A 16,754-nucleotide genomic window follows, 5' to 3' on the forward strand; every position below is an offset into this window, starting at 1 on the left:
TTCGCGTCAGCCCGCGACGGGCAACGTGTCCACCGCATACACATGCCGGATCGTGCGGCCCAGCACCGGATCTTCCAGCTCGACCTCGAACCGCTCGGCCGGCCGGATGCCGCCGATCGCCGCGAGCGTGCCGCACAGCATCGCGGTGCCGTCCTCGAAGCGGCCGCCGTCGCGCGCGAACTGCGCGAGCAAATCGTCCGGCGTGCGCATCGCGGTCACGCTACCTTCCTGATACAGCACGCGCTCGCCGTCGATCGTCGCGTATGCACGCAACACCAGCCGATCCCAGTGACCGGTCACGTCGTCGAGCCTCCACAGCGTGTTCGCGCACGGCTTGCCGCACATCTGCTTCGAGACCGTGATGCCGTATGTCTCGACCTCGCGGTCGGTGTGGTCGGACGCGATGCCGACGAACGTGTCGCCACCGTCTCGCACCAGCACGAATTCCGCTTCGCCGCTGCTCTGCCCGCCCGAGACCTGGATCGCCGGCGACGGATCGAGGCGATCGGCCGCGACGCGGTAGAACACCGGCGTCGCCGCCGGGCGCTTGACGCCGAGCGCTTCCAGCTCGCGGATATGCCTTTCCATGGCGACCGTATCGCGGCCGGTCCAGCCCGCGATCACGAGCGTGTGGATCGCGATCGCGCGCTCGGTGCGCCCGTCGCGACCGTCGATCGCGAACGTGATGGTTTTCATCGAATGCTCCTCGTCGCGGGCCGCGCGATACAGCGGCCCGCCGTCTGTCATGGATCGGCCGAACTCAGGCCGGATCGTAATAGTGGATTTCCAGCAGCACACAGCCACCGTTCGACTTGAACGGGCCATGCCACGCGCCGGGCGGACGCACCGCGTACGTGTAGCCCTTGAACGGCGTGCCGCCGTCGCCGTGCTCGTCGTTGCCGACGGTCAGGTCGCCTTCGACCAGAAACACCTCTTCCCAGTAGTCGTGCACGAACGGTTGCTTCGTGTGCAGCCCGGCCGGCAGGCGCAGCAGGCGCGTGCGGCTGCCGCGCTTGCGCTCGGTGTCGAGCGCGCCGGACAAGATCAGCTCCTGCGCGCCGGACGCCGGGTCATAGCCTTCCGGCAGCCGCCAGTCGCGCTGCATGTCCAGCGTGTGGAATTCGTCGTGAAGCTTGTTGATGGCCATCTGTCTCTCCTGATTGCGATAGCGGGTAAAAGGGGTTGCGATGCGGCTAGTCAAGCGGCACGCGGCGTCGACAGTTCCTGGTTCAGCGAATAGCTGCCGAGCATCGAATCGACCAGATGCGACGCACGCTGCCAGTCGTACGTGCGATACGCATGGCCCTTCGTGACGAACGACGCGCCGGCATAGAACAGTTCGTACTGGTTGTGGCGCGACGCGAATTCGGAGCCGACCGCGTCCCACGCGAGCTTGAAGAACTTCACGCGTTCCTCCGACGAGCACACCGGCGATTTCTGCGTCTTCTCGATGATGCGCAGCAGGTCGGGGTTCTCGAAATCGCGCACGCTGGACGGCAACATGATCATTCCGCCGCCGGCGAGCTCGCGCAGTGTGTTGAGCACCTTCGAATACAGTTGCTGCGTGACGACCTGCGAGCCGTACAGCATGTTGCGGTCGGGCACGTAGAAGCCGTTGACGACCGTGCCCTTCGCTTCCATCCCGTAGACCCACGCCTCGACCATCGACGCTTCGGCCGCGAGCTGGCCCAGCGTTTCGCGCACCTGCGGGAACGTGTTCGTTCCGTTGACCTCGGAGATCTTCAGGCCGAGCCCGACGAGAAAGCGCAGCTTCGTCATCAGGCGCACCTGGCATTGATAGTTCTGGTACACGTGTGCGGGTGTCGCGTGGAACTGCTTCGCGCACATCGCCGTATTGCCGGCGACGAAGATCCGCTCCCACGGCACCTTCACGTCGTCGAAGTACAGCACCGCGTCGTTCTCGTCGAAGCGGCTCGACAGCGGGTTGTCGAACACCGACGTCGCGCTCTCCTCGTACGACTTGCGCGACATGATCTTCATGCCCTTCGCGTTCATCGGCACCGCGAACGACAGCGCATACATCTCGTCGCCTTCGCGCAGCGGCTGGATGCAGCTGCAGAACACCTCGTTCGCCATGATCCCGCTCGTCGCGAGCATCTTCGCACCGCGCACCGTGATGCCTTCGGCATCCTGATCGACGATGCCGACCGCGAGGTACTTGTCCTCCTGTTCGTGCGCGGCCTTCGACTGGTTCGCCTGCGGATTCACGATCACGTAGGTCAGGAACAGGTCGTTGTCGCGTGCATAACGGTAGTAGTCGCGCAGCGCGCCGGCGCGTGCCGGGTCGTATTGTTCGAACACGTCGGCGCCCATATACATGCCGGAGAGACACGACGCGACGTGGTCGGGCGAGCGGCCCATGAAGCCGTAATGCAGCTCCGACCACGCTTCCAGCGCGGCACGGCGCTCGACGAGTTCGTCATAGGACGTCGGCAGTTGCCAGATCCGGCTCACGCGGTTGCCCGAGTCGGGCGACACGAACGTCATCTTCTCGACGTTCTCGTCGCGCGCCTGGTAGTCGTACAGGCTCGCGTAGCTGCGGATCGAATTGCGGAATGCCGCGTGCGCGGTCACGTCGCCGACCGGCTGGCCGTTCAGGTAGACCTGCCGTCCGTCGCGCAGCGACGCGATGTGCTGAGTGCCGTTCTTGATCATGATGTGCTCCTGGGGGAATGAATCGTGGGTTGCATTCACATGGATGGCGCATGCGCGCCGTCGAGCGCGCGGTAACGACCGCCGAAGAAGATCAGCGGGCGTCCGTCCGAGCGCGCGCGGTGCCGCGTCACGCGGCCGACGAAAATCACGTGGTCGCCGCCGTCGTACTGCGCATACGGTTCGCATTCGAACGTCGCGAGTGCGTCAGGCAGCAGCACCATGCCGTCGTCGCCAGCCGCGCCGCCGCGCCAGCCCCACTTGTCGCCGTTCGCTTTCGCGAAAGAGTTCGACAGGTGCTGCTGCGTCTCGTCAAGCACGTTGACCGCGTAGCCATCCGCGCCGGCCAGGTCGCCGAGGCTCAGGCTGCGGCGGTCGACCGAGAACAGGATCAGCGGCGGGTCCAGCGACACCGAATTGAACGACGCGACCGTGATGCCGATCGGCATCCCCTCCTTGCGCGGGGCGGTAATCACCGCGACGCCCGTCGCGAACATCGACAGCGCGGCGCGGAAACGCCGCTGCTCGTCGGCATCCGCGCCGGTTCCTGCGTGGTTCTCGCTCATCTCGTTCTCCTTGGGTTGCATTTCCGGATTCCCCTGAGGAATCCGCATCAACAAAGCACCGTTAATTAGCTTTTTTATTTAGCTTTTATTAAATGTAAACACAAAAGCCGGTTCAAGATGTCGTAAACCCTGATCTTGAAAGCTTTGTTTGAAAGACAACCATACTGGCGGGATGGATGTTGCGCGGCTCGCGCGAATGTCCACGTACACTGCGCCAACCGTATTCACCGGCGCTCGCGACCCACGCGAAACGTCGCTTTCCGGAGTCCCTTTCGATGCAATCCCGTCCGATCTACATGGACTACAGCGCGACGACGCCCGTCGATCCGCGCGTGGTCGACAAGATGGTGCCGTTCCTGCACGAGCAGTTCGGCAACCCGGCTTCACGCAGCCACAGCTACGGCTGGGATGCCGAGCAGGCGGTCGAGGAAGCGCGCGCGCACGTCGCCGCGCTGCTCGGCGCCGATCCGCGCGAAATCGTATGGACGTCCGGCGCGACCGAAGGCAACAACCTCGCGATCAAGGGCGCGGCGCACTTCTATCAGGGCCAAGGCAAGCACCTCGTGACGGTGAAGACCGAACACAAGGCCGTGCTCGATACGTGTCGCGAACTCGAGCGCCAGGGCTTCGACGTCACGTACCTCGACGTGCGGGAGGACGGCCTGCTCGACCTCGATGGGTTACGGCAGGCGCTGCGCGCCGACACGATCCTCGTGTCGGTAATGCTCGCGAACAACGAAACGGGGGTGATCCAGCCGGTGGCCGAGATCGGGGCACTGTGCCGCGCACGCGGCATCGTGTTCCACTGCGATGCGGTGCAGGCGGCCGGCAAGATTCCGGTCGACGTGAATGCATTGAACGTCGACCTGCTGACGGTGACCGCGCACAAGGTGTACGGCCCGAAGGGAATCGGCGCGCTGTACGTGCGCCGCAAGCCGCGTGTGCGCATCGAAGCGCAGATGCACGGCGGCGGCCACGAGCGCGGAATGCGTTCCGGCACGCTGCCGACGCACCAGATCGTCGGGATGGGCGAAGCGTTCCGGCTGGCGAAGAAAGAAATGGCAGAGGAAAGCCGCCGCGTCGGCGCGTTGCGCGACCGGCTGCTGGCCGGCCTGTCGACGCTCGACGAGGTTTACGTGAACGGCGACCTCGCACGCCGGATTCCGCACAACCTGAACGTCAGCTTCAATTTCGTCGAAGGCGAATCGCTGATCATGGGAATCAAGGGCGTCGCGGTGTCGTCAGGCTCGGCGTGCACGTCGGCGTCGCTGGAGCCGTCTTACGTGCTGCGTGCGCTCGGTCGAAGCGACGAGCTCGCGCACAGCTCGATCCGCTTCACGCTCGGCCGCTTCACGACCGAAGCCGAGGTCGACAGCGTGATCGCGCAGGTGCGCGACACGGTCGGCAAGCTGCGCGAATTGAGCCCGCTGTGGGACATGCATCTCGAAGGGGTCGACCTGGATACGATCGAGTGGGCCGCGCACTGAGCGCGGCAGCCGGCGCGTGTCAGCCTTTTTCCTGGCGAGCGATCATGTGCGCGAGATCGAGCGTCGCGCGATCGCCGTTGGTGACGAGGCGGTCGATCACCGAGCAGAGCGCCTTGAATTCGGTTTTCGTCACGCCTTCGAACAGCACGTTGTTGATGCGCTGCTGCGTATCGACGAGCGCTTTCAGCAGCTTCGAGCCGGCCGGCGTGACCGTGAGCCGCATCTTGCGCTTGTCGTCGGGGTCCGGGCGTTTGTCGATCAGGCCGAGCTTCTTCAGCTTGCCGGTCTCGATCGTGACGAACGCGCCGCTCAGGTGCAGATGATCGGCGAGGCGGTTGACGGTCACGACGTCGTCATGCGACAGATGGGCGACCGACACGAGCAGCGAATACTGGATGCCGGTGAGGCCGATCAACGAGCCGAAACCGTCGCGCACCGACAGCAGGCGCGCCGCGAACGGCAGCAGCCCGTTGATCAGGTGGCGAAATTCCGTGTCCGTGCCGTCGATCAGGCAGGCCGGGTTGGTAATGGTCAGAACGGACTCCTCTTGCTGCTTGGCCATGACGTCGACGCTCCGTGCGGTCATGCGAATTTAGCTTTGGAACGAAATTATACGGCAAAGGCACCGGCGGCCTCGGCCAGCCTAGCGGCCTGCAGGCGGCCCGATTTCCCGATACTTTCCCGACACAGGAGGCTCGAACATGCCCTTCCCGCTTCATCCCGCCACGGTTCGCGCGCTGCTCGAATGCTATCTGCGCGCGAAGGACCTGAACCAGGCCGCGCTGATCGCGGACTGCTTCGCGGCCAATGCCGAACTGAGCTTTTCCCTCGCCAACGACGACATCGATTTTCCGCCGCGCGTGACGGGCGCGGCGGCCATTGCGCATACGCTGGTCGAGGCATTCGGCGAGCGGTTCGAGCAGTGCCGAACCTATTACGTCTGCACGACCCCGCCCGTCGATGAGCACGGCGTCAGCAGCATGCCGTGGCTCGTCGTGATGCGGCAAAAGGACAGCGGCGCGCTGCGGATCGGACACGGCACGTACCGCTGGCAGTTCGCCATCGATGGTGAAAACGACGACGTTGCGCGGGTTGCCGCGCTGCACATTCATATCGCACGGATGGATACGATCGACGATCCGCAGTCGTTGAAACTCGATCGGCTGCACGCGGCGTTCGGGTATCCGTGGCTGCCGGTGCACGCGTTCGCGCGCGGGCTGGCGGACATCGCGGCGGCGCATTCGGATTGGGCATTCCTGGCCCCGTTCCAGGAGGCGGCCGCGTCGGCCATCGGCTGAAGCTCCGCCGCATCACGGCGCCGCGCGCGATCCGTCATTGCCGGCCCGCAACTGCGCGGCCGTCATGACGCGCGGGTCGTCGCCCGTCAGATGCGCGCCGTAATAGGCGATCGACGCCTGCTTGTCGAGCAATAGCGGAATCGAGACCCGCCCGAGCAGCGTGCGTTCGATCGCGTCGCCGAACGTGAATCCCGCCAGATAGACGCCGTCCATCACGCAATTCGTCGTGAACACGCGGCCCTGCGTATCGACATAAAACTCGACGTAGCCGAGATCGTCCTCGGCGATTCCGATCATCGTCGTGTCGAGCGCCCGCTCCCACGCGGCAATCTGTTCATCCTGACGCTCCAGTGCGCGAAACGCGATTCCCATCGGCGCGCAGGTTTCCCCGCTGCGCCGGGCCGGCTCCGCACCCACGATCAACGTGCCGAATTCACGCAGGATCGCATCACCCGGATGTTCGCCGTCGCGGGCCGACAGGCGGCCGTCGGCAGGGCCGCACCACCCGGCCGCGACAAACAACGGCCTGACCGTCAACGGAATCTCGATCACTAGAATGCTCCTGAAGTTACCGCATACGATACGACACGCGCGAACGCTCTCCGCAGCGCGGACATCATGCGCCGCGCTCGCCCTCACACACCGTCGAGCGCGCGCCGCACACCGTCCCAATCGAGCCCGAACCGCGCGAGATACTTGCGCAGCCGGTCCGCGTCGTTCGGCTGCTTCTTGCTCTGCCGCGACACCGCGAACAGCGTGCGCCCGGCTTCCGACAGGCTCGCCGACGTGCGGCACACGTCGAGCACGCGTTCGAGCTGCGCACGATCGAACAGGTCGAGTTCCGCCGCACGCGCACCGAACACCGCGTCGACGCACGCGTCCGCCATACTCGCGCCACCCGGCGACGACCACGTGCGCGTCAGCCGCTCGACTTCCTGTTCGGCGAGCGCCTCGGTAATGCGCCCCGCATCGGCCAGCGTCGCCATCCGTGTGACCGACGCCGACAGCTCGCGGAAGTTGCCGGCCCACGTCGCGCGCGGCGAGGCCGCGAACGCGAGATAGCGCCGCTTCGCCTCGACGTTGAACCGCACCTGCTCGCCCTGCTCGCGACCGAAACGGTCGAGCTCGAATTCGAGGTTCGGCTCGATGTCCTCACGGCGCTCGGCCAGTCCCGGCAATTCATAGGTCCAGAGGTTGATCCGCGCATAGAGGTCCTCGCGGAACGTGCCGGCCGCCACCATCTGCCGCAGATCGCGGTGCGTGCCCGCGATCAGTTCGAAATCGCTGGTCGCCTCGACGTCCGCGCCGACCGGCAGGAAGCGCTTCTCCTCGATCGCCTTCAGCAGCATCGCCTGTTCGTCGAGCCCGAGTTCGCCGATCTCGTCGAGAAACAGCAGCCCGCCGTCCGCCGCGCGCAGCAGCCCCGCCCGCGCCGACTGCGCCCCTGTGAACGCACCCTTCACGTGACCGAACAGCGTCGACATCGCCGCGTCGCCGCGCAGCGTCGCGCAGTTGATCTCGATGAACGGCCCCGCGAGCCGATGCCGGCCACGCTTCAGCTCGTACACGCGCTTCGCGAGAAACGACTTGCCGGCCCCCGTCGGCCCGACCAGCAGCATCGGCGCGCGCGAACGCACCGCCACGCGCTCGAGTTGCTCGATCAGCGCATTGAAGCGCGCGTTGCGCGTCGCGATGCCGGCCTTCAGGAACGACACCGTTTCGTCGCGCTCGCGCGTGAAGCGCTGCGCGATCCGGTTGTAGCGCGACAGGTCGAGATCGATCACCGAGATCGTGCCCGGCCCGCTCGGCCCTTCGTCGGTCCGCTGCGGCGGCCCGGTCTGCACGAGGCGCGCGGGCAGATAGCGCGCTTCCGCGAGCAGGAACCAGCAGATCTGCGCGACGTGCGTGCCGGTCGTGATGTGGATCAGGTAATCCTCGTGTTCGAGGTCGAACGGGTACGCGCGTGCGTAATCGTGCAGCGTCGCATAAACCTCCTCGAAATCCCACGGATCGTGGATCGTGACCGGCGTGAGCCGCACGTCGGTTCGCGGCGACACGCGCGCGAGATCGTCCCGCACCTGGTTGGCGAGACGCGTGTAGTCCAGCGAATGCAGCAGTTCGAGCCGGTCGATCGGCAGGTCGGGCTGCTCGCACAGCGAAATCGTCGGCCGCCATTTGCGGTAACGGCGCGGCGCGCGGCCGCCTTGGTCGAGCACGGTGCCGAGAAAACCGATCGCAACGGTTTTGCGCATGTTTATCTCATGGGATAAGAAGCGATCCAATTGTATCGAATATGCAGGATCGTGACGTGCCGACAGCGTCGATGCCAGACACTGCAAAACAGATAATTCCCTTTTAACTTCAATGTGTTGAGAGATTTCCAGAAGCGCCAGCCGCTCACTGGCACGCTCCTCGCTAAATAAAAGACGCCGGATGTCCCGCTGGCCCACGAGCCAGGGTTCAACAAGCCCTGCTGGTGCGCCGCCGCCGAACCTCGTTCGTCGCGGTAGCGCATGCCGCCATGGACAGACGAAGGCAAAGGGGCGCGCGCCAGGATGCCTCGCCTGGGTTCGAATCCCGGGGCGCCCATTGTTCGAAAGCTCAGCCAGGTGGAGCAGCCGGCGAAAGCCGGCCGGTGGCGGGTTCAAATCCCGCTCGAACGCTGTCCGCAAGGACGGTCTCGTATGAAGGCAGTACCCGCCGGTGCGGGCCGACAGGCCCGCCGCGCGTCGGACCGGTTGCGGTTCCGCGCGATCGGCCGGGCGGCCGCACGGCCCGCGCGAAGGCGCACGACGACGCAATGCAGCAGGCGTCGCCATGCACTTCGACGCCGGCCAGCGCGCCGCCCGCCCGATTGCGTCGCCCCGCGATCCGCACGATGCGCGTTACCCGGCGGCCATTGAAGAAAAGGACAAAAATATGTGGAAGCGTCATGTGGTGAAAAAGAACGAACGCGCGCTGCTGATGAGCGAGGGCGATTTCGTGAAGGTGCTGGAACCAGGCGTGTTCAAGGCCTTCGATCCGTTCAAGCGCCTGTCGGTGCAGACCGCGCGTCTCGACGCGCCGCTCGCCGACGAAGCGCTGGCCGACTACCTGCGTCACGACGCACCGGACGTGCTCGCGCGGTATTTCGTCGCGATGGATCTCGCCGACGACGAAGCCGGCCTGCGCTACGAAGACGACGTGCTCGTCGAGATTCTGGCGCCGGGCACGCGCCGGCTGTACTGGCGCGGCCTGACCGCGCACCGGCTGGAGCGCATCGATCTCGCGCAGGACAGCATGCTGCCCGCCGCGCTGGTGAAGCGCATCGCGCAACCGTCGCTGCGTGCGCGCGGCGTGGCGGGGCTGACGGGCGTGCTGCTGGCGCAGGTGCCGGCGTACCACGTCGGCGTGCTGAAGGTCGACGGCAAGATCGAGCGGTTGCTGGACGCGGGCGCGTCGGCGTTCTGGCGCTTCAACCGCGACGTCGCGGTCGAGCTGGTCGATCTGCGCTTGCAGGCGATCGAGGTCGGCGGGCAGGAAATCCTGACGCGCGACAAGGTCGCGCTGCGGCTGAACCTGTCGGCGACGTGGCGTTATGCGGACGTGCTGCAAGCGTTCGGCCAGTTGCAGAAGCCGGTCGAACACCTGTATCGCGAGTTGCAGTTCGCGCTGCGTTCGGCGGTCGGCACGCGCTCGCTCGACGAGTTGCTGGAGGACAAGCAGTCGCTCGACGAGGTCGTGATCGCGCACGTGCGCGCCCGTCTCGACGGTTCGGGCGTGGACGTGCGCAGCGTCGGCGTGAAGGATATCGTGCTGCCGGGCGACATGAAGACGATCCTCGCGCAGGTGGTCGAAGCGGAGAAATCCGCGCAGGCGAACGTGATTCGCCGCCGCGAGGAAACGGCGGCCACGCGTTCGCTGCTGAACACCGCGAAGGTGATGGAAGAAAACCCGACCGCACTGCGGCTCAAGGAGCTGGAAACGCTCGAGCGCGTCGCGGAACGGATCGACCGCATCTCGGTGTTCGGCGGTCTCGACCAGGTGCTGAACGGGCTCGTCAGCATCAAGGGCACGTAATGCAGGCTCCGGCGCGATGCAGATGGGTCGCGCCGGTCCCGAAATGAATCAGGTGAAGCAAATGACCGACATGGATTATCAGGTGATGGAACTGGCGAACGGCAAGCCGGTGAAGATGTGGACGCAAGGTGTCGCCGTCGAGGACGAAGCGCGCGCGCAACTGCGCAACACCGCGCAGATGCCGTTCATCTTCGGCCACGTTGCGGTGATGCCGGACGTGCACCTCGGCAAGGGCTCGACGATCGGCAGCGTGATTCCGACGAAGGGCGCGATCATCCCGGCCGCGGTCGGCGTCGACATCGGCTGCGGGATGATGGCCGCGCGCACGACGCTGACGGCGGCCGACCTGCCCGATTCGCTTGGCGGGCTGCGCAGCGCGATCGAATGCGCGGTGCCGCACGGCCGTGCGCCGGGCCGCCGCGATCCGGGCGCGTGGGGCGATCGCACGCCGGCCGCCGTGACCGACGCGTGGAAATCGCTGCAGCCGGGCTTTCAGCGCATCGTCGACAAGTATCCGAAGCTGGCAAAGACGAACCACTACGCGCATCTCGGCACGCTCGGCACCGGCAACCACTTCATCGAAGTGTGCATCGACGAGGCGGACCGCGTGTGGTTCATGCTGCACAGCGGCTCGCGCGGCGTCGGCAATGCGATCGGCAGCCTGTTCATCGAACTCGCGCAGGCCGACATGCGGCAGCACATCGCGAACCTGCCCGACCGTAATCTCGCGTATTTCACCGAAGGCAGCCGGCACTTCGACGATTACGTCGAAGCGGTCGGCTGGGCGCAGGACTACGCGCGGCGCAACCGGCAGGCGATGATGGACGCGGTGATCGGCGCGGCGCGCGGCGTGATCGCGAAGCCGTTCTCGGTCGACGAGCACGCGGTGAACTGTCACCACAACTACGTGCAGCGCGAGCGCCACTTCGGCGAAGACGTGCTCGTGACGCGCAAGGGCGCGGTGTCCGCGCAGAAGGGGCAACTCGGGATCATTCCGGGCTCGATGGGCGCGAAGAGTTTCATCGTGCGCGGGCTCGGCAACCCGGAAAGCTTCTGCTCCTGCAGCCACGGCGCGGGCCGGACGATGAGCCGCACCGAAGCGAAGCGTCGCTTCACGGCCGACGATCAGGCGAAGGCGACGCAAGGCGTCGAATGCCGGAAGGACGCGGGCGTCGTCGACGAAATCCCGATGGCGTACAAGGACATCGACGCGGTGATGGCGGCTCAGCGCAGCCTCGTCGAAGTGGTGCATACGCTGCGCCAGGTGGTGTGTGTGAAGGGATAGCGCGGTGTGCGGCCGAGGGCCAGCGGCCGCGCACAACGAAAGGAAAACGACAACGATGAAAACCGACAAGGCAATGACGACCGTGCGCAGCGCGCATCCGATCGACCCGGTGGTGCGGGCACGCGTGATGGCGGAGCTCGCGGAAGTCGAACGCCGCCATGATGTATGCGTGCTGTTCGCGTGCGAATCGGGCAGCCGCGGCTGGGGATTCGCTTCGCCGGACAGCGATTACGACGTACGCTTCGTGTACGCACACCGGCGCGACTGGTACCTGAGCGTCGAACCGCAACGCGACGTGATCGAGCGGCCGCTCGACGACGAGCTCGACGTCAGCGGCTGGGAATTGCGCAAGGCGCTGCAACTGCTGCGACGCTCGAACCCGACGCTGCTCGAATGGCTCGACTCGCCCGTCGTGTATCGCGAAGATGCGCGCTGGGCGCCGCGGCTCAGGTCGCTGGCATCGGCGTTCTTCTCGCCGGTACGCGGGCGTCATCACTACCTCTCGATGGCAAAGAAAAATTTTCGCGGCTATCTGCAAGGCGACACGGTGCGTTACAAGAAGTACTTGTACGTACTGCGTCCGCTGCTCGCGGTCCGCTGGATCGACATGGGGCTCGGCATGCCGCCGATGCGCTTCGTCGATCTCGTCGACGGGACCGTGCACGAGCCGACGGTGCGCGCGGAGCTCGATGCGTTGCTCGCGCTGAAGATGAGCGCGAACGAAAGCGAATACGGGCCGCGCCGGCCGGCGATCCACGCGCTGGTCGAGACGATGCTCGCCGATGCCGAACACGATCGCGAATACAAGCGGCCGTGGGGCGACGTGGCGATGCTCGATGCGTTCCTGCGCGACGTGGTCGACGGCCGATGAAAAGTGAACGGCGCGATGCCTCCGGGGATCGCGCCATTTTTGCATCAGCACTCGTCCGATCAATACAGGCGAGCAACGATCGTGCCCGCGTACTACGTGTCGTCGTCACGATTCACAGCCCATCGCGGCGGTATACTCGATGCCGTTCGGCACAGCGCGCCGCCGCATGCGCCGCAGCCTTCGACCTGCCCCGCCTGCTGACGATGCGCTTGCAGTCCGACATCTTCCGCCCGCCCATCCACAGTCGATACGAACCGTCATGTCGCACCGCCTTTCGCTCGCCATCGCCGCCCTCCTCGCCGTTTCCCCGTTCGTTGCCGAGGCTCGCCCGCTCGCGCGGCCACCGGTCGAACGCGACTTCAAGAACTGGTCGGTCGTTTGCGACAACGGCAACCGCTGCATTGCCGAAAGCCATGCGGACGATATCGATGATGCACGCACCAGCCTCATCCTGCGCGTGACGCGCGATGCCGGCCCGGACGCGCAAGCCTCGCTCGACATCTATGCGTCGGCGCCGCTGGACCTGCGCAGCGCGCGCGTGGATGGTCGCCCGTTCGATGCAATGGCGGCCCGATGGCATGCGTTCGGCGGCAAACCGGACGATGACGACGCGCACCCGTTCCGGATCCGGACCAACGATCCGGCAACGGTTGCCGCATGGCTCACTGCGTCGCGCAATGCGCAACTGCTGAGCTTCGGCGATCCGGCGTCGGCACAAACCGCCCGCACACCGTTGACGGGATTGAGTGCCGCGCTGCTGTTGATCGACGACACGCAGGGCCGTGTCGGCACCGTCACGGCGTTGCTGCGCCCGGGCACCCGGCCGGCGTCGGCGGTGCCCGTCGCACCGGCATTGCCACCCGCCGTCACGCCGGCCCCGGCCGTCGCAAACCTGTCGGCCGCGGAGCAACGGCCGCTCGTCGATGCGGTGCTCGCGAAGTTCGGCGGCGACGTGAAGCAATGTGCGGCCGATGTCGAAGACGAAATGCCGGCGGGCGATCGCAGGAAGGCGTCGACTGCCGTGGCGGTCTCCGCCGACGAAGCGCTGGTCGCGATACCGTGCCAGACCAGCAGCATGTATAACCACACCGACCTGTGGTATCGCGTGCGGCGAACTGCGCCCTACTCGCCGACGGCGATGAATTTCGGCGAGAACGCGAACGCGGGACTCGATTCGGCGTCGTTCGCAAACGAACTGACCGACGCCGGCTACGATCCCGCCAGCGCGACGCTATCGAGTAAGGTCAGACTGCGCAGTGCAGGCGATTGCGGCTCGACCGCATCGTGGATCTTCGACGGCCGGCACTTCGTGCTCAGCGATATCGCCACACACGGCACTTGCAACGGCTTGTTCGACGATCAGTGGCCACGCCTGTATCGACGGGCCGATGCGGCAGCCAACCCGCACTGACGCACCACGTCACGCGCCGACGATCGAGATCGAGAACCCGTCCCAGCCCTTCTGCCCGACCGTCTGCACGGCTGTCGTCGCGAGCGCCGGCTCGGCCACGAGGCGCGCGAACCCCTCGCGCACGCCGACCACGTCCGGCTCGCGATTGTCCGGATCGGCCACGCGCCCATTGCGCACGACGTTGTCGACGACGATCACCGTGCCGGGCCGCGACAGCTTCAGCGCCGCGTCGAGATAAACGGCGTTGTTGTCCTTGTCCGCATCGATGAAGATGAAGTCGAACGGCGCCTCCCCGGCGTCGATGAGCCGCGCAAGACTATCCTTCGCGCTGCCGACCACCACCGACACGACTTGCGCAAACCCGGCGCGCGCGATGTTCTCCGTCGCGACCTTCGCATGTGCCGGGTTCAGCTCGAGCGTCATCAGCGAGCCGCCCGGCGGCAATGCGCGTGCCAGCCAGATCGTGCTGTAGCCGCCGAGCGTGCCGACTTCGAGAATCCGTCGCGCGCCGCGGATCGTCGCGAGCAGTTGCAGCAGCTTGCCCTGGTTCGGCGCGACGTTGATCGCCGGCAGCCCGGCCGCGTCGCTCGCCGCGAGCGCGGCGTCGAGCACGGCGTCGGACGGCACGAGCGTCGCCGAGAAATACGCATCCACCTGGTTCCACCGATCCTGATTCATCGCGCACCTATCGTTTGCGGAAAAGGGCATTCTATGCGCCGCGCGCCCATAAGCAACCCACCATTCGTTCTAAGGGCAGCGGCACACGTGCTCCTATAATCGCCGGACGGCAGGCCCCCTCGACCTTCACAACAACAAACGGAGCACCCATGACCGATCAGGCCCATTCGAACTGGCGTCTCGAAACCATCGCCGTGCACGGCGGTTATCGTCCCGACCCGACCACGCGCGCGGTCGCCGTCCCGATCTACCAGACCGTTGCGTACGCATTCGACGACACGCAGCACGGCGCCGACCTGTTCGACCTGAAGGTCCAGGGCAACATCTACACTCGGATCATGAACCCGACGACGGACGTGCTCGAGCAGCGGATCGCCGCGCTCGAGGGCGGCATCGGCACGCTCGCGCTCGCGTCGGGGCAAGCCGCCGTCACATACGCGATCCAGACGATCGCCGAAGCCGGCGACAACATCGTGTCCGCGAGTTCGCTGTACGGCGGCACCTACAACCTGTTCGCGCACACGCTGCCGCAATACGGGATCACCACGCGCTTCGCCGACCCGCGCGATCCTTCCTCGTTCGAACCGCTGATCGACGCGCGCACGAAGGCGATCTTCGCGGAATCGGTCGGCAACCCGCTCGGCAACGTCACCGACATCGCCGCGCTCGCGGAGGTCGCGCATCGCCACGGCATTCCGCTGATCGTCGACAACACGGTGCCGTCGCCGTACCTGCTGCGCCCGTTCGAGCACGGCGCGGACATCGTCGTGCATTCGCTGACGAAGTATCTCGGCGGGCACGGCACGAGCCTCGGTGGCGCGATCGTCGATTCGGGCAAATTCCCGTGGGCCGAGCACGCGGACCGCTTCAAGCGGCTGAACGAGCCGGACGTCAGCTATCACGGCGTCGTCTATACCGAAGCGTTCGGGCCGGCCGCGTATATCGGCCGCGCCCGCGTGGTGCCGCTGCGCAACATGGGCGCGGCGATCTCGCCGTTCAACGCGTTCCAGATCCTGCAGGGGATCGAGACGCTCGCGCTGCGGGTCGAGCGGATCAGCGACAACGCGCTGAAGATCGCGCAGCATCTCGCGCGCCACGAGCACGTCGAATGGGTGAACTATGCGGGCCTGCCCGATCACCCCGATCATCCGCTCGTCGTCCGCTACCTGTCGGGCCGGGCGCCGGGCATCCTGACATTCGGTGTGAAAGGCGGCCGCGACGGCGGTGCGAAGTTCCAGGATGCGCTGAAGCTGTTCACGCGGCTCGTGAACATCGGCGATACCAAGTCGCTCGCAACGCACCCGGCCTCCACCACGCATCGGCAGTTGTCGCCGGCCGAACTCGCGAAGGCCGGCGTGAAGGAGGAAACGGTGCGGCTGTCGATCGGCATCGAGCATATCGACGACCTGCTCGCCGATCTCGACCAGGCGCTCGCGCAGCTTTGACCGCAACGGGCGCGCCGGCCCCTTGCCGGTGCGTCCGCATCAAACCGCTTGACTCTGGAGCGGCTTCAAGGTGTTCAATCCCCCGGTTGACGCCGGGGCAATGCCCGGCGCGTACGATCGTGCCACGCGGCTTCCGCTGCCGCACACCAACCGCTGAGAGGACTCATGACACCGACCGCGAAGCTTGCGTTGCTCACGTTACCGCCCGTGCTGGCGGCCTGTTTCGGCGCCCTCGCGGCCGCATGGCGCGCGCCCGGCCCGAAAACGTCGAGCGTGATCCAGCATTTCACCGGCGGCATCGTGTTCGCGGCCGCCGCGCTCGAACTGCTGCCGCAGGACCGCGCGCATGCGCTGTTTCCAGTCGTCGTCGGTTTCGTGCTCGGCATCGCGCTGATGCTGGCGATCCGCGCGCTGTCGGGCGCGATCGAAACGCGCTTCGAGGAAGCCCGTTTGCCGGTGAGCCTGATCATCGTCACCGCGATCGACCTCGTCGTCGACGGCCTGGTGCTCGGCATCGCCTTTTCCGCGAGCGACGAAAGCGGCATCATCCTGACCGTTGCTCTAACGCTCGAGGTGCTGTTCCTCGCGCTGTCGGTCAGCGCGGCGCTGGCCGCGGCCGGCGTCGGCCGCATGCTGGCGATCGTCGTGCCGGTCGCGCTGGCGGCGCTGCTGAGCGTCGCGGCCGTTGCCGGCAATGCGGCATTCGCCGGGCTGCCGGCGAATATCTATGCAGCGCTCCTGGGCCTGGGCACCGTCGCGCTGTTGTACCTCGTCACCGAGGAATTGCTGGTCGAAGCCCACGAGGTGCCCGAAACGCCGTTCGCGACGGCCGCGTTCTTCATCGGCTTCATCGTGTTCTTCCTGATCGAAGGATCGGTGAAGGCCGGGTAAGCCGCGCACGACGGCGCGGCGCTTACCAGGTCGTCGCGCCGGTCGGATAGGTGTCGACGATGCGCGTGCCGTTGACCGGCGTGACACCCG

General features: G+C 66.1%; 16 protein-coding genes and 1 tRNA gene. 9 read left to right on the plus strand and 8 right to left on the minus strand.

What is annotated here, in order from left to right:
* Positions 1 to 6 precede the first annotated feature (6 nt).
* From JMF86_RS24065 to JMF86_RS24080, 4 genes are all read right to left on the minus strand, one after another.
* Complete coding sequence (locus JMF86_RS24065) at positions 7 to 696, minus strand: DUF2848 domain-containing protein (protein ID WP_041489492.1); 690 nt, start codon at positions 694 to 696, stop codon at positions 7 to 9.
* Positions 697 to 760: 64 nt separating this feature from the next.
* Positions 761 to 1,147 (minus strand): hypothetical protein, encoded by a 387-nt coding sequence (locus JMF86_RS24070; protein ID WP_012338573.1) that lies wholly within the window; start codon positions 1,145 to 1,147, stop codon positions 761 to 763.
* 50 nt (positions 1,148 to 1,197) lie between these two features.
* Entirely contained in the window at positions 1,198 to 2,676 is a 1,479-nt protein-coding gene (locus JMF86_RS24075) for a 4-hydroxyphenylacetate 3-hydroxylase family protein (protein ID WP_011548303.1), read from the minus strand.
* 35 nt (positions 2,677 to 2,711) lie between these two features.
* Positions 2,712 to 3,239 (minus strand): flavin reductase family protein, encoded by a 528-nt coding sequence (locus JMF86_RS24080; RefSeq protein ID WP_050768810.1) that lies wholly within the window; start codon positions 3,237 to 3,239, stop codon positions 2,712 to 2,714.
* Positions 3,240 to 3,514: 275 nt separating this feature from the next.
* Here JMF86_RS24080 and JMF86_RS24085 point away from each other — a divergent pair, with 275 nt between their 5' ends.
* On the plus strand, positions 3,515 to 4,726 hold the full coding sequence (locus JMF86_RS24085) for an IscS subfamily cysteine desulfurase (protein WP_041489420.1): 1,212 nt from the start codon (positions 3,515 to 3,517) through the stop codon (positions 4,724 to 4,726).
* 19 nt (positions 4,727 to 4,745) lie between these two features.
* On the opposite strand, the gene JMF86_RS24090 is transcribed toward JMF86_RS24085, so the two are convergent.
* Positions 4,746 to 5,288, minus strand: coding sequence for a MarR family winged helix-turn-helix transcriptional regulator (locus JMF86_RS24090; protein ID WP_011548306.1), 543 nt, complete (start codon positions 5,286 to 5,288; stop codon positions 4,746 to 4,748).
* A gap of 139 nt (positions 5,289 to 5,427) precedes the next feature.
* Between JMF86_RS24090 and JMF86_RS24095 the strand changes: the two genes are divergently transcribed.
* Entirely contained in the window at positions 5,428 to 6,024 is a 597-nt protein-coding gene (locus JMF86_RS24095) for a nuclear transport factor 2 family protein (RefSeq protein WP_011548307.1), read from the plus strand.
* A gap of 12 nt (positions 6,025 to 6,036) precedes the next feature.
* Here the strand turns inward: JMF86_RS24095 and JMF86_RS24100 are convergent, their stop codons facing one another.
* Together JMF86_RS24100 and rtcR are read right to left on the minus strand one after the other, a co-directional pair.
* A complete protein-coding gene (locus tag JMF86_RS24100; protein ID WP_011548308.1) occupies positions 6,037 to 6,576 on the minus strand; it encodes an SUKH-3 domain-containing protein in 540 nt (179 codons plus the stop codon).
* A gap of 83 nt (positions 6,577 to 6,659) precedes the next feature.
* Positions 6,660 to 8,276, minus strand: a complete 1,617-nt coding sequence (gene rtcR / locus JMF86_RS24105) for an RNA repair transcriptional activator RtcR (RefSeq protein WP_011694660.1) — start codon at positions 8,274 to 8,276, stop codon at positions 6,660 to 6,662.
* 338 nt (positions 8,277 to 8,614) lie between these two features.
* Here rtcR and JMF86_RS24110 point away from each other — a divergent pair.
* The 5 genes from JMF86_RS24110 (at position 8,615) to JMF86_RS24130 (ending at position 13,650) form a co-directional block, all read left to right on the plus strand.
* Positions 8,615 to 8,687: transfer RNA gene (locus JMF86_RS24110), tRNA-Phe, on the plus strand.
* A gap of 256 nt (positions 8,688 to 8,943) precedes the next feature.
* Positions 8,944 to 10,083, plus strand: a complete 1,140-nt coding sequence (locus JMF86_RS24115; protein ID WP_011548310.1) for a slipin family protein — start codon at positions 8,944 to 8,946, stop codon at positions 10,081 to 10,083.
* Positions 10,084 to 10,144: 61 nt separating this feature from the next.
* Positions 10,145 to 11,368, plus strand: coding sequence for an RtcB family protein (locus JMF86_RS24120; RefSeq protein ID WP_011548311.1), 1,224 nt, complete (start codon positions 10,145 to 10,147; stop codon positions 11,366 to 11,368).
* Positions 11,369 to 11,423: 55 nt separating this feature from the next.
* On the plus strand, positions 11,424 to 12,239 hold the full coding sequence (locus tag JMF86_RS24125; protein WP_011548312.1) for a nucleotidyltransferase domain-containing protein: 816 nt from the start codon (positions 11,424 to 11,426) through the stop codon (positions 12,237 to 12,239).
* 259 nt (positions 12,240 to 12,498) lie between these two features.
* On the plus strand, positions 12,499 to 13,650 hold the full coding sequence (locus tag JMF86_RS24130; protein ID WP_172593297.1) for a DUF1176 domain-containing protein: 1,152 nt from the start codon (positions 12,499 to 12,501) through the stop codon (positions 13,648 to 13,650).
* Between the two features lie 9 nt (positions 13,651 to 13,659).
* On the opposite strand, the gene JMF86_RS24135 is transcribed toward JMF86_RS24130, so the two are convergent.
* The gene (locus tag JMF86_RS24135; protein WP_011548314.1) at positions 13,660 to 14,328 is read right to left on the minus strand and encodes an O-methyltransferase; all 669 of its coding nucleotides are present in this window, start codon (positions 14,326 to 14,328) and stop codon (positions 13,660 to 13,662) included.
* 149 nt (positions 14,329 to 14,477) lie between these two features.
* Here JMF86_RS24135 and JMF86_RS24140 point away from each other — a divergent pair, with 149 nt between their 5' ends.
* Positions 14,478 to 15,773, plus strand: a complete 1,296-nt coding sequence (locus JMF86_RS24140; RefSeq protein WP_011548315.1) for an O-acetylhomoserine aminocarboxypropyltransferase/cysteine synthase family protein — start codon at positions 14,478 to 14,480, stop codon at positions 15,771 to 15,773.
* Positions 15,774 to 15,938: 165 nt separating this feature from the next.
* A complete protein-coding gene (locus tag JMF86_RS24145; protein ID WP_011548316.1) occupies positions 15,939 to 16,664 on the plus strand; it encodes a ZIP family metal transporter in 726 nt (241 codons plus the stop codon).
* Positions 16,665 to 16,754: the final 90 nt, after the last annotated feature.

It is taken from the genome of Burkholderia sp. E168m15, from assembly GCF_016586105.1.
GTDB classification, from domain to species: Bacteria; Pseudomonadota; Gammaproteobacteria; order Burkholderiales; family Burkholderiaceae; genus Burkholderia; species Burkholderia orbicola.

What these genes read in the sequence shown, in the direction of transcription:
- JMF86_RS24065 (WP_041489492.1), bottom strand. Translation starts at nt 696, where the DNA reads ATGAAAACCATCACGTTCGCGATCGACGGTCGCGACGGGCGCACCGAG.
- JMF86_RS24070 (WP_012338573.1), bottom strand. Translation starts at nt 1,147, where the DNA reads ATGGCCATCAACAAGCTTCACGACGAATTCCACACGCTGGACATGCAG.
- JMF86_RS24075 (WP_011548303.1), bottom strand. Translation starts at nt 2,676, where the DNA reads ATGATCAAGAACGGCACTCAGCACATCGCGTCGCTGCGCGACGGACGG.
- JMF86_RS24080 (WP_050768810.1), bottom strand. Translation starts at nt 3,239, where the DNA reads ATGAGCGAGAACCACGCAGGAACCGGCGCGGATGCCGACGAGCAGCGG.
- JMF86_RS24085 (WP_041489420.1), top strand. Translation starts at nt 3,515, where the DNA reads ATGCAATCCCGTCCGATCTACATGGACTACAGCGCGACGACGCCCGTC.
- JMF86_RS24090 (WP_011548306.1), bottom strand. Translation starts at nt 5,288, where the DNA reads ATGGCCAAGCAGCAAGAGGAGTCCGTTCTGACCATTACCAACCCGGCC.
- JMF86_RS24095 (WP_011548307.1), top strand. Translation starts at nt 5,428, where the DNA reads ATGCCCTTCCCGCTTCATCCCGCCACGGTTCGCGCGCTGCTCGAATGC.
- rtcR (WP_011694660.1), bottom strand. Translation starts at nt 8,276, where the DNA reads ATGCGCAAAACCGTTGCGATCGGTTTTCTCGGCACCGTGCTCGACCAA.
- JMF86_RS24115 (WP_011548310.1), top strand. Translation starts at nt 8,944, where the DNA reads ATGTGGAAGCGTCATGTGGTGAAAAAGAACGAACGCGCGCTGCTGATG.
- JMF86_RS24120 (WP_011548311.1), top strand. Translation starts at nt 10,145, where the DNA reads ATGACCGACATGGATTATCAGGTGATGGAACTGGCGAACGGCAAGCCG.
- JMF86_RS24125 (WP_011548312.1), top strand. Translation starts at nt 11,424, where the DNA reads ATGAAAACCGACAAGGCAATGACGACCGTGCGCAGCGCGCATCCGATC.
- JMF86_RS24130 (WP_172593297.1), top strand. Translation starts at nt 12,499, where the DNA reads ATGTCGCACCGCCTTTCGCTCGCCATCGCCGCCCTCCTCGCCGTTTCC.
- JMF86_RS24135 (WP_011548314.1), bottom strand. Translation starts at nt 14,328, where the DNA reads ATGAATCAGGATCGGTGGAACCAGGTGGATGCGTATTTCTCGGCGACG.
- JMF86_RS24140 (WP_011548315.1), top strand. Translation starts at nt 14,478, where the DNA reads ATGACCGATCAGGCCCATTCGAACTGGCGTCTCGAAACCATCGCCGTG.
- JMF86_RS24145 (WP_011548316.1), top strand. Translation starts at nt 15,939, where the DNA reads ATGACACCGACCGCGAAGCTTGCGTTGCTCACGTTACCGCCCGTGCTG.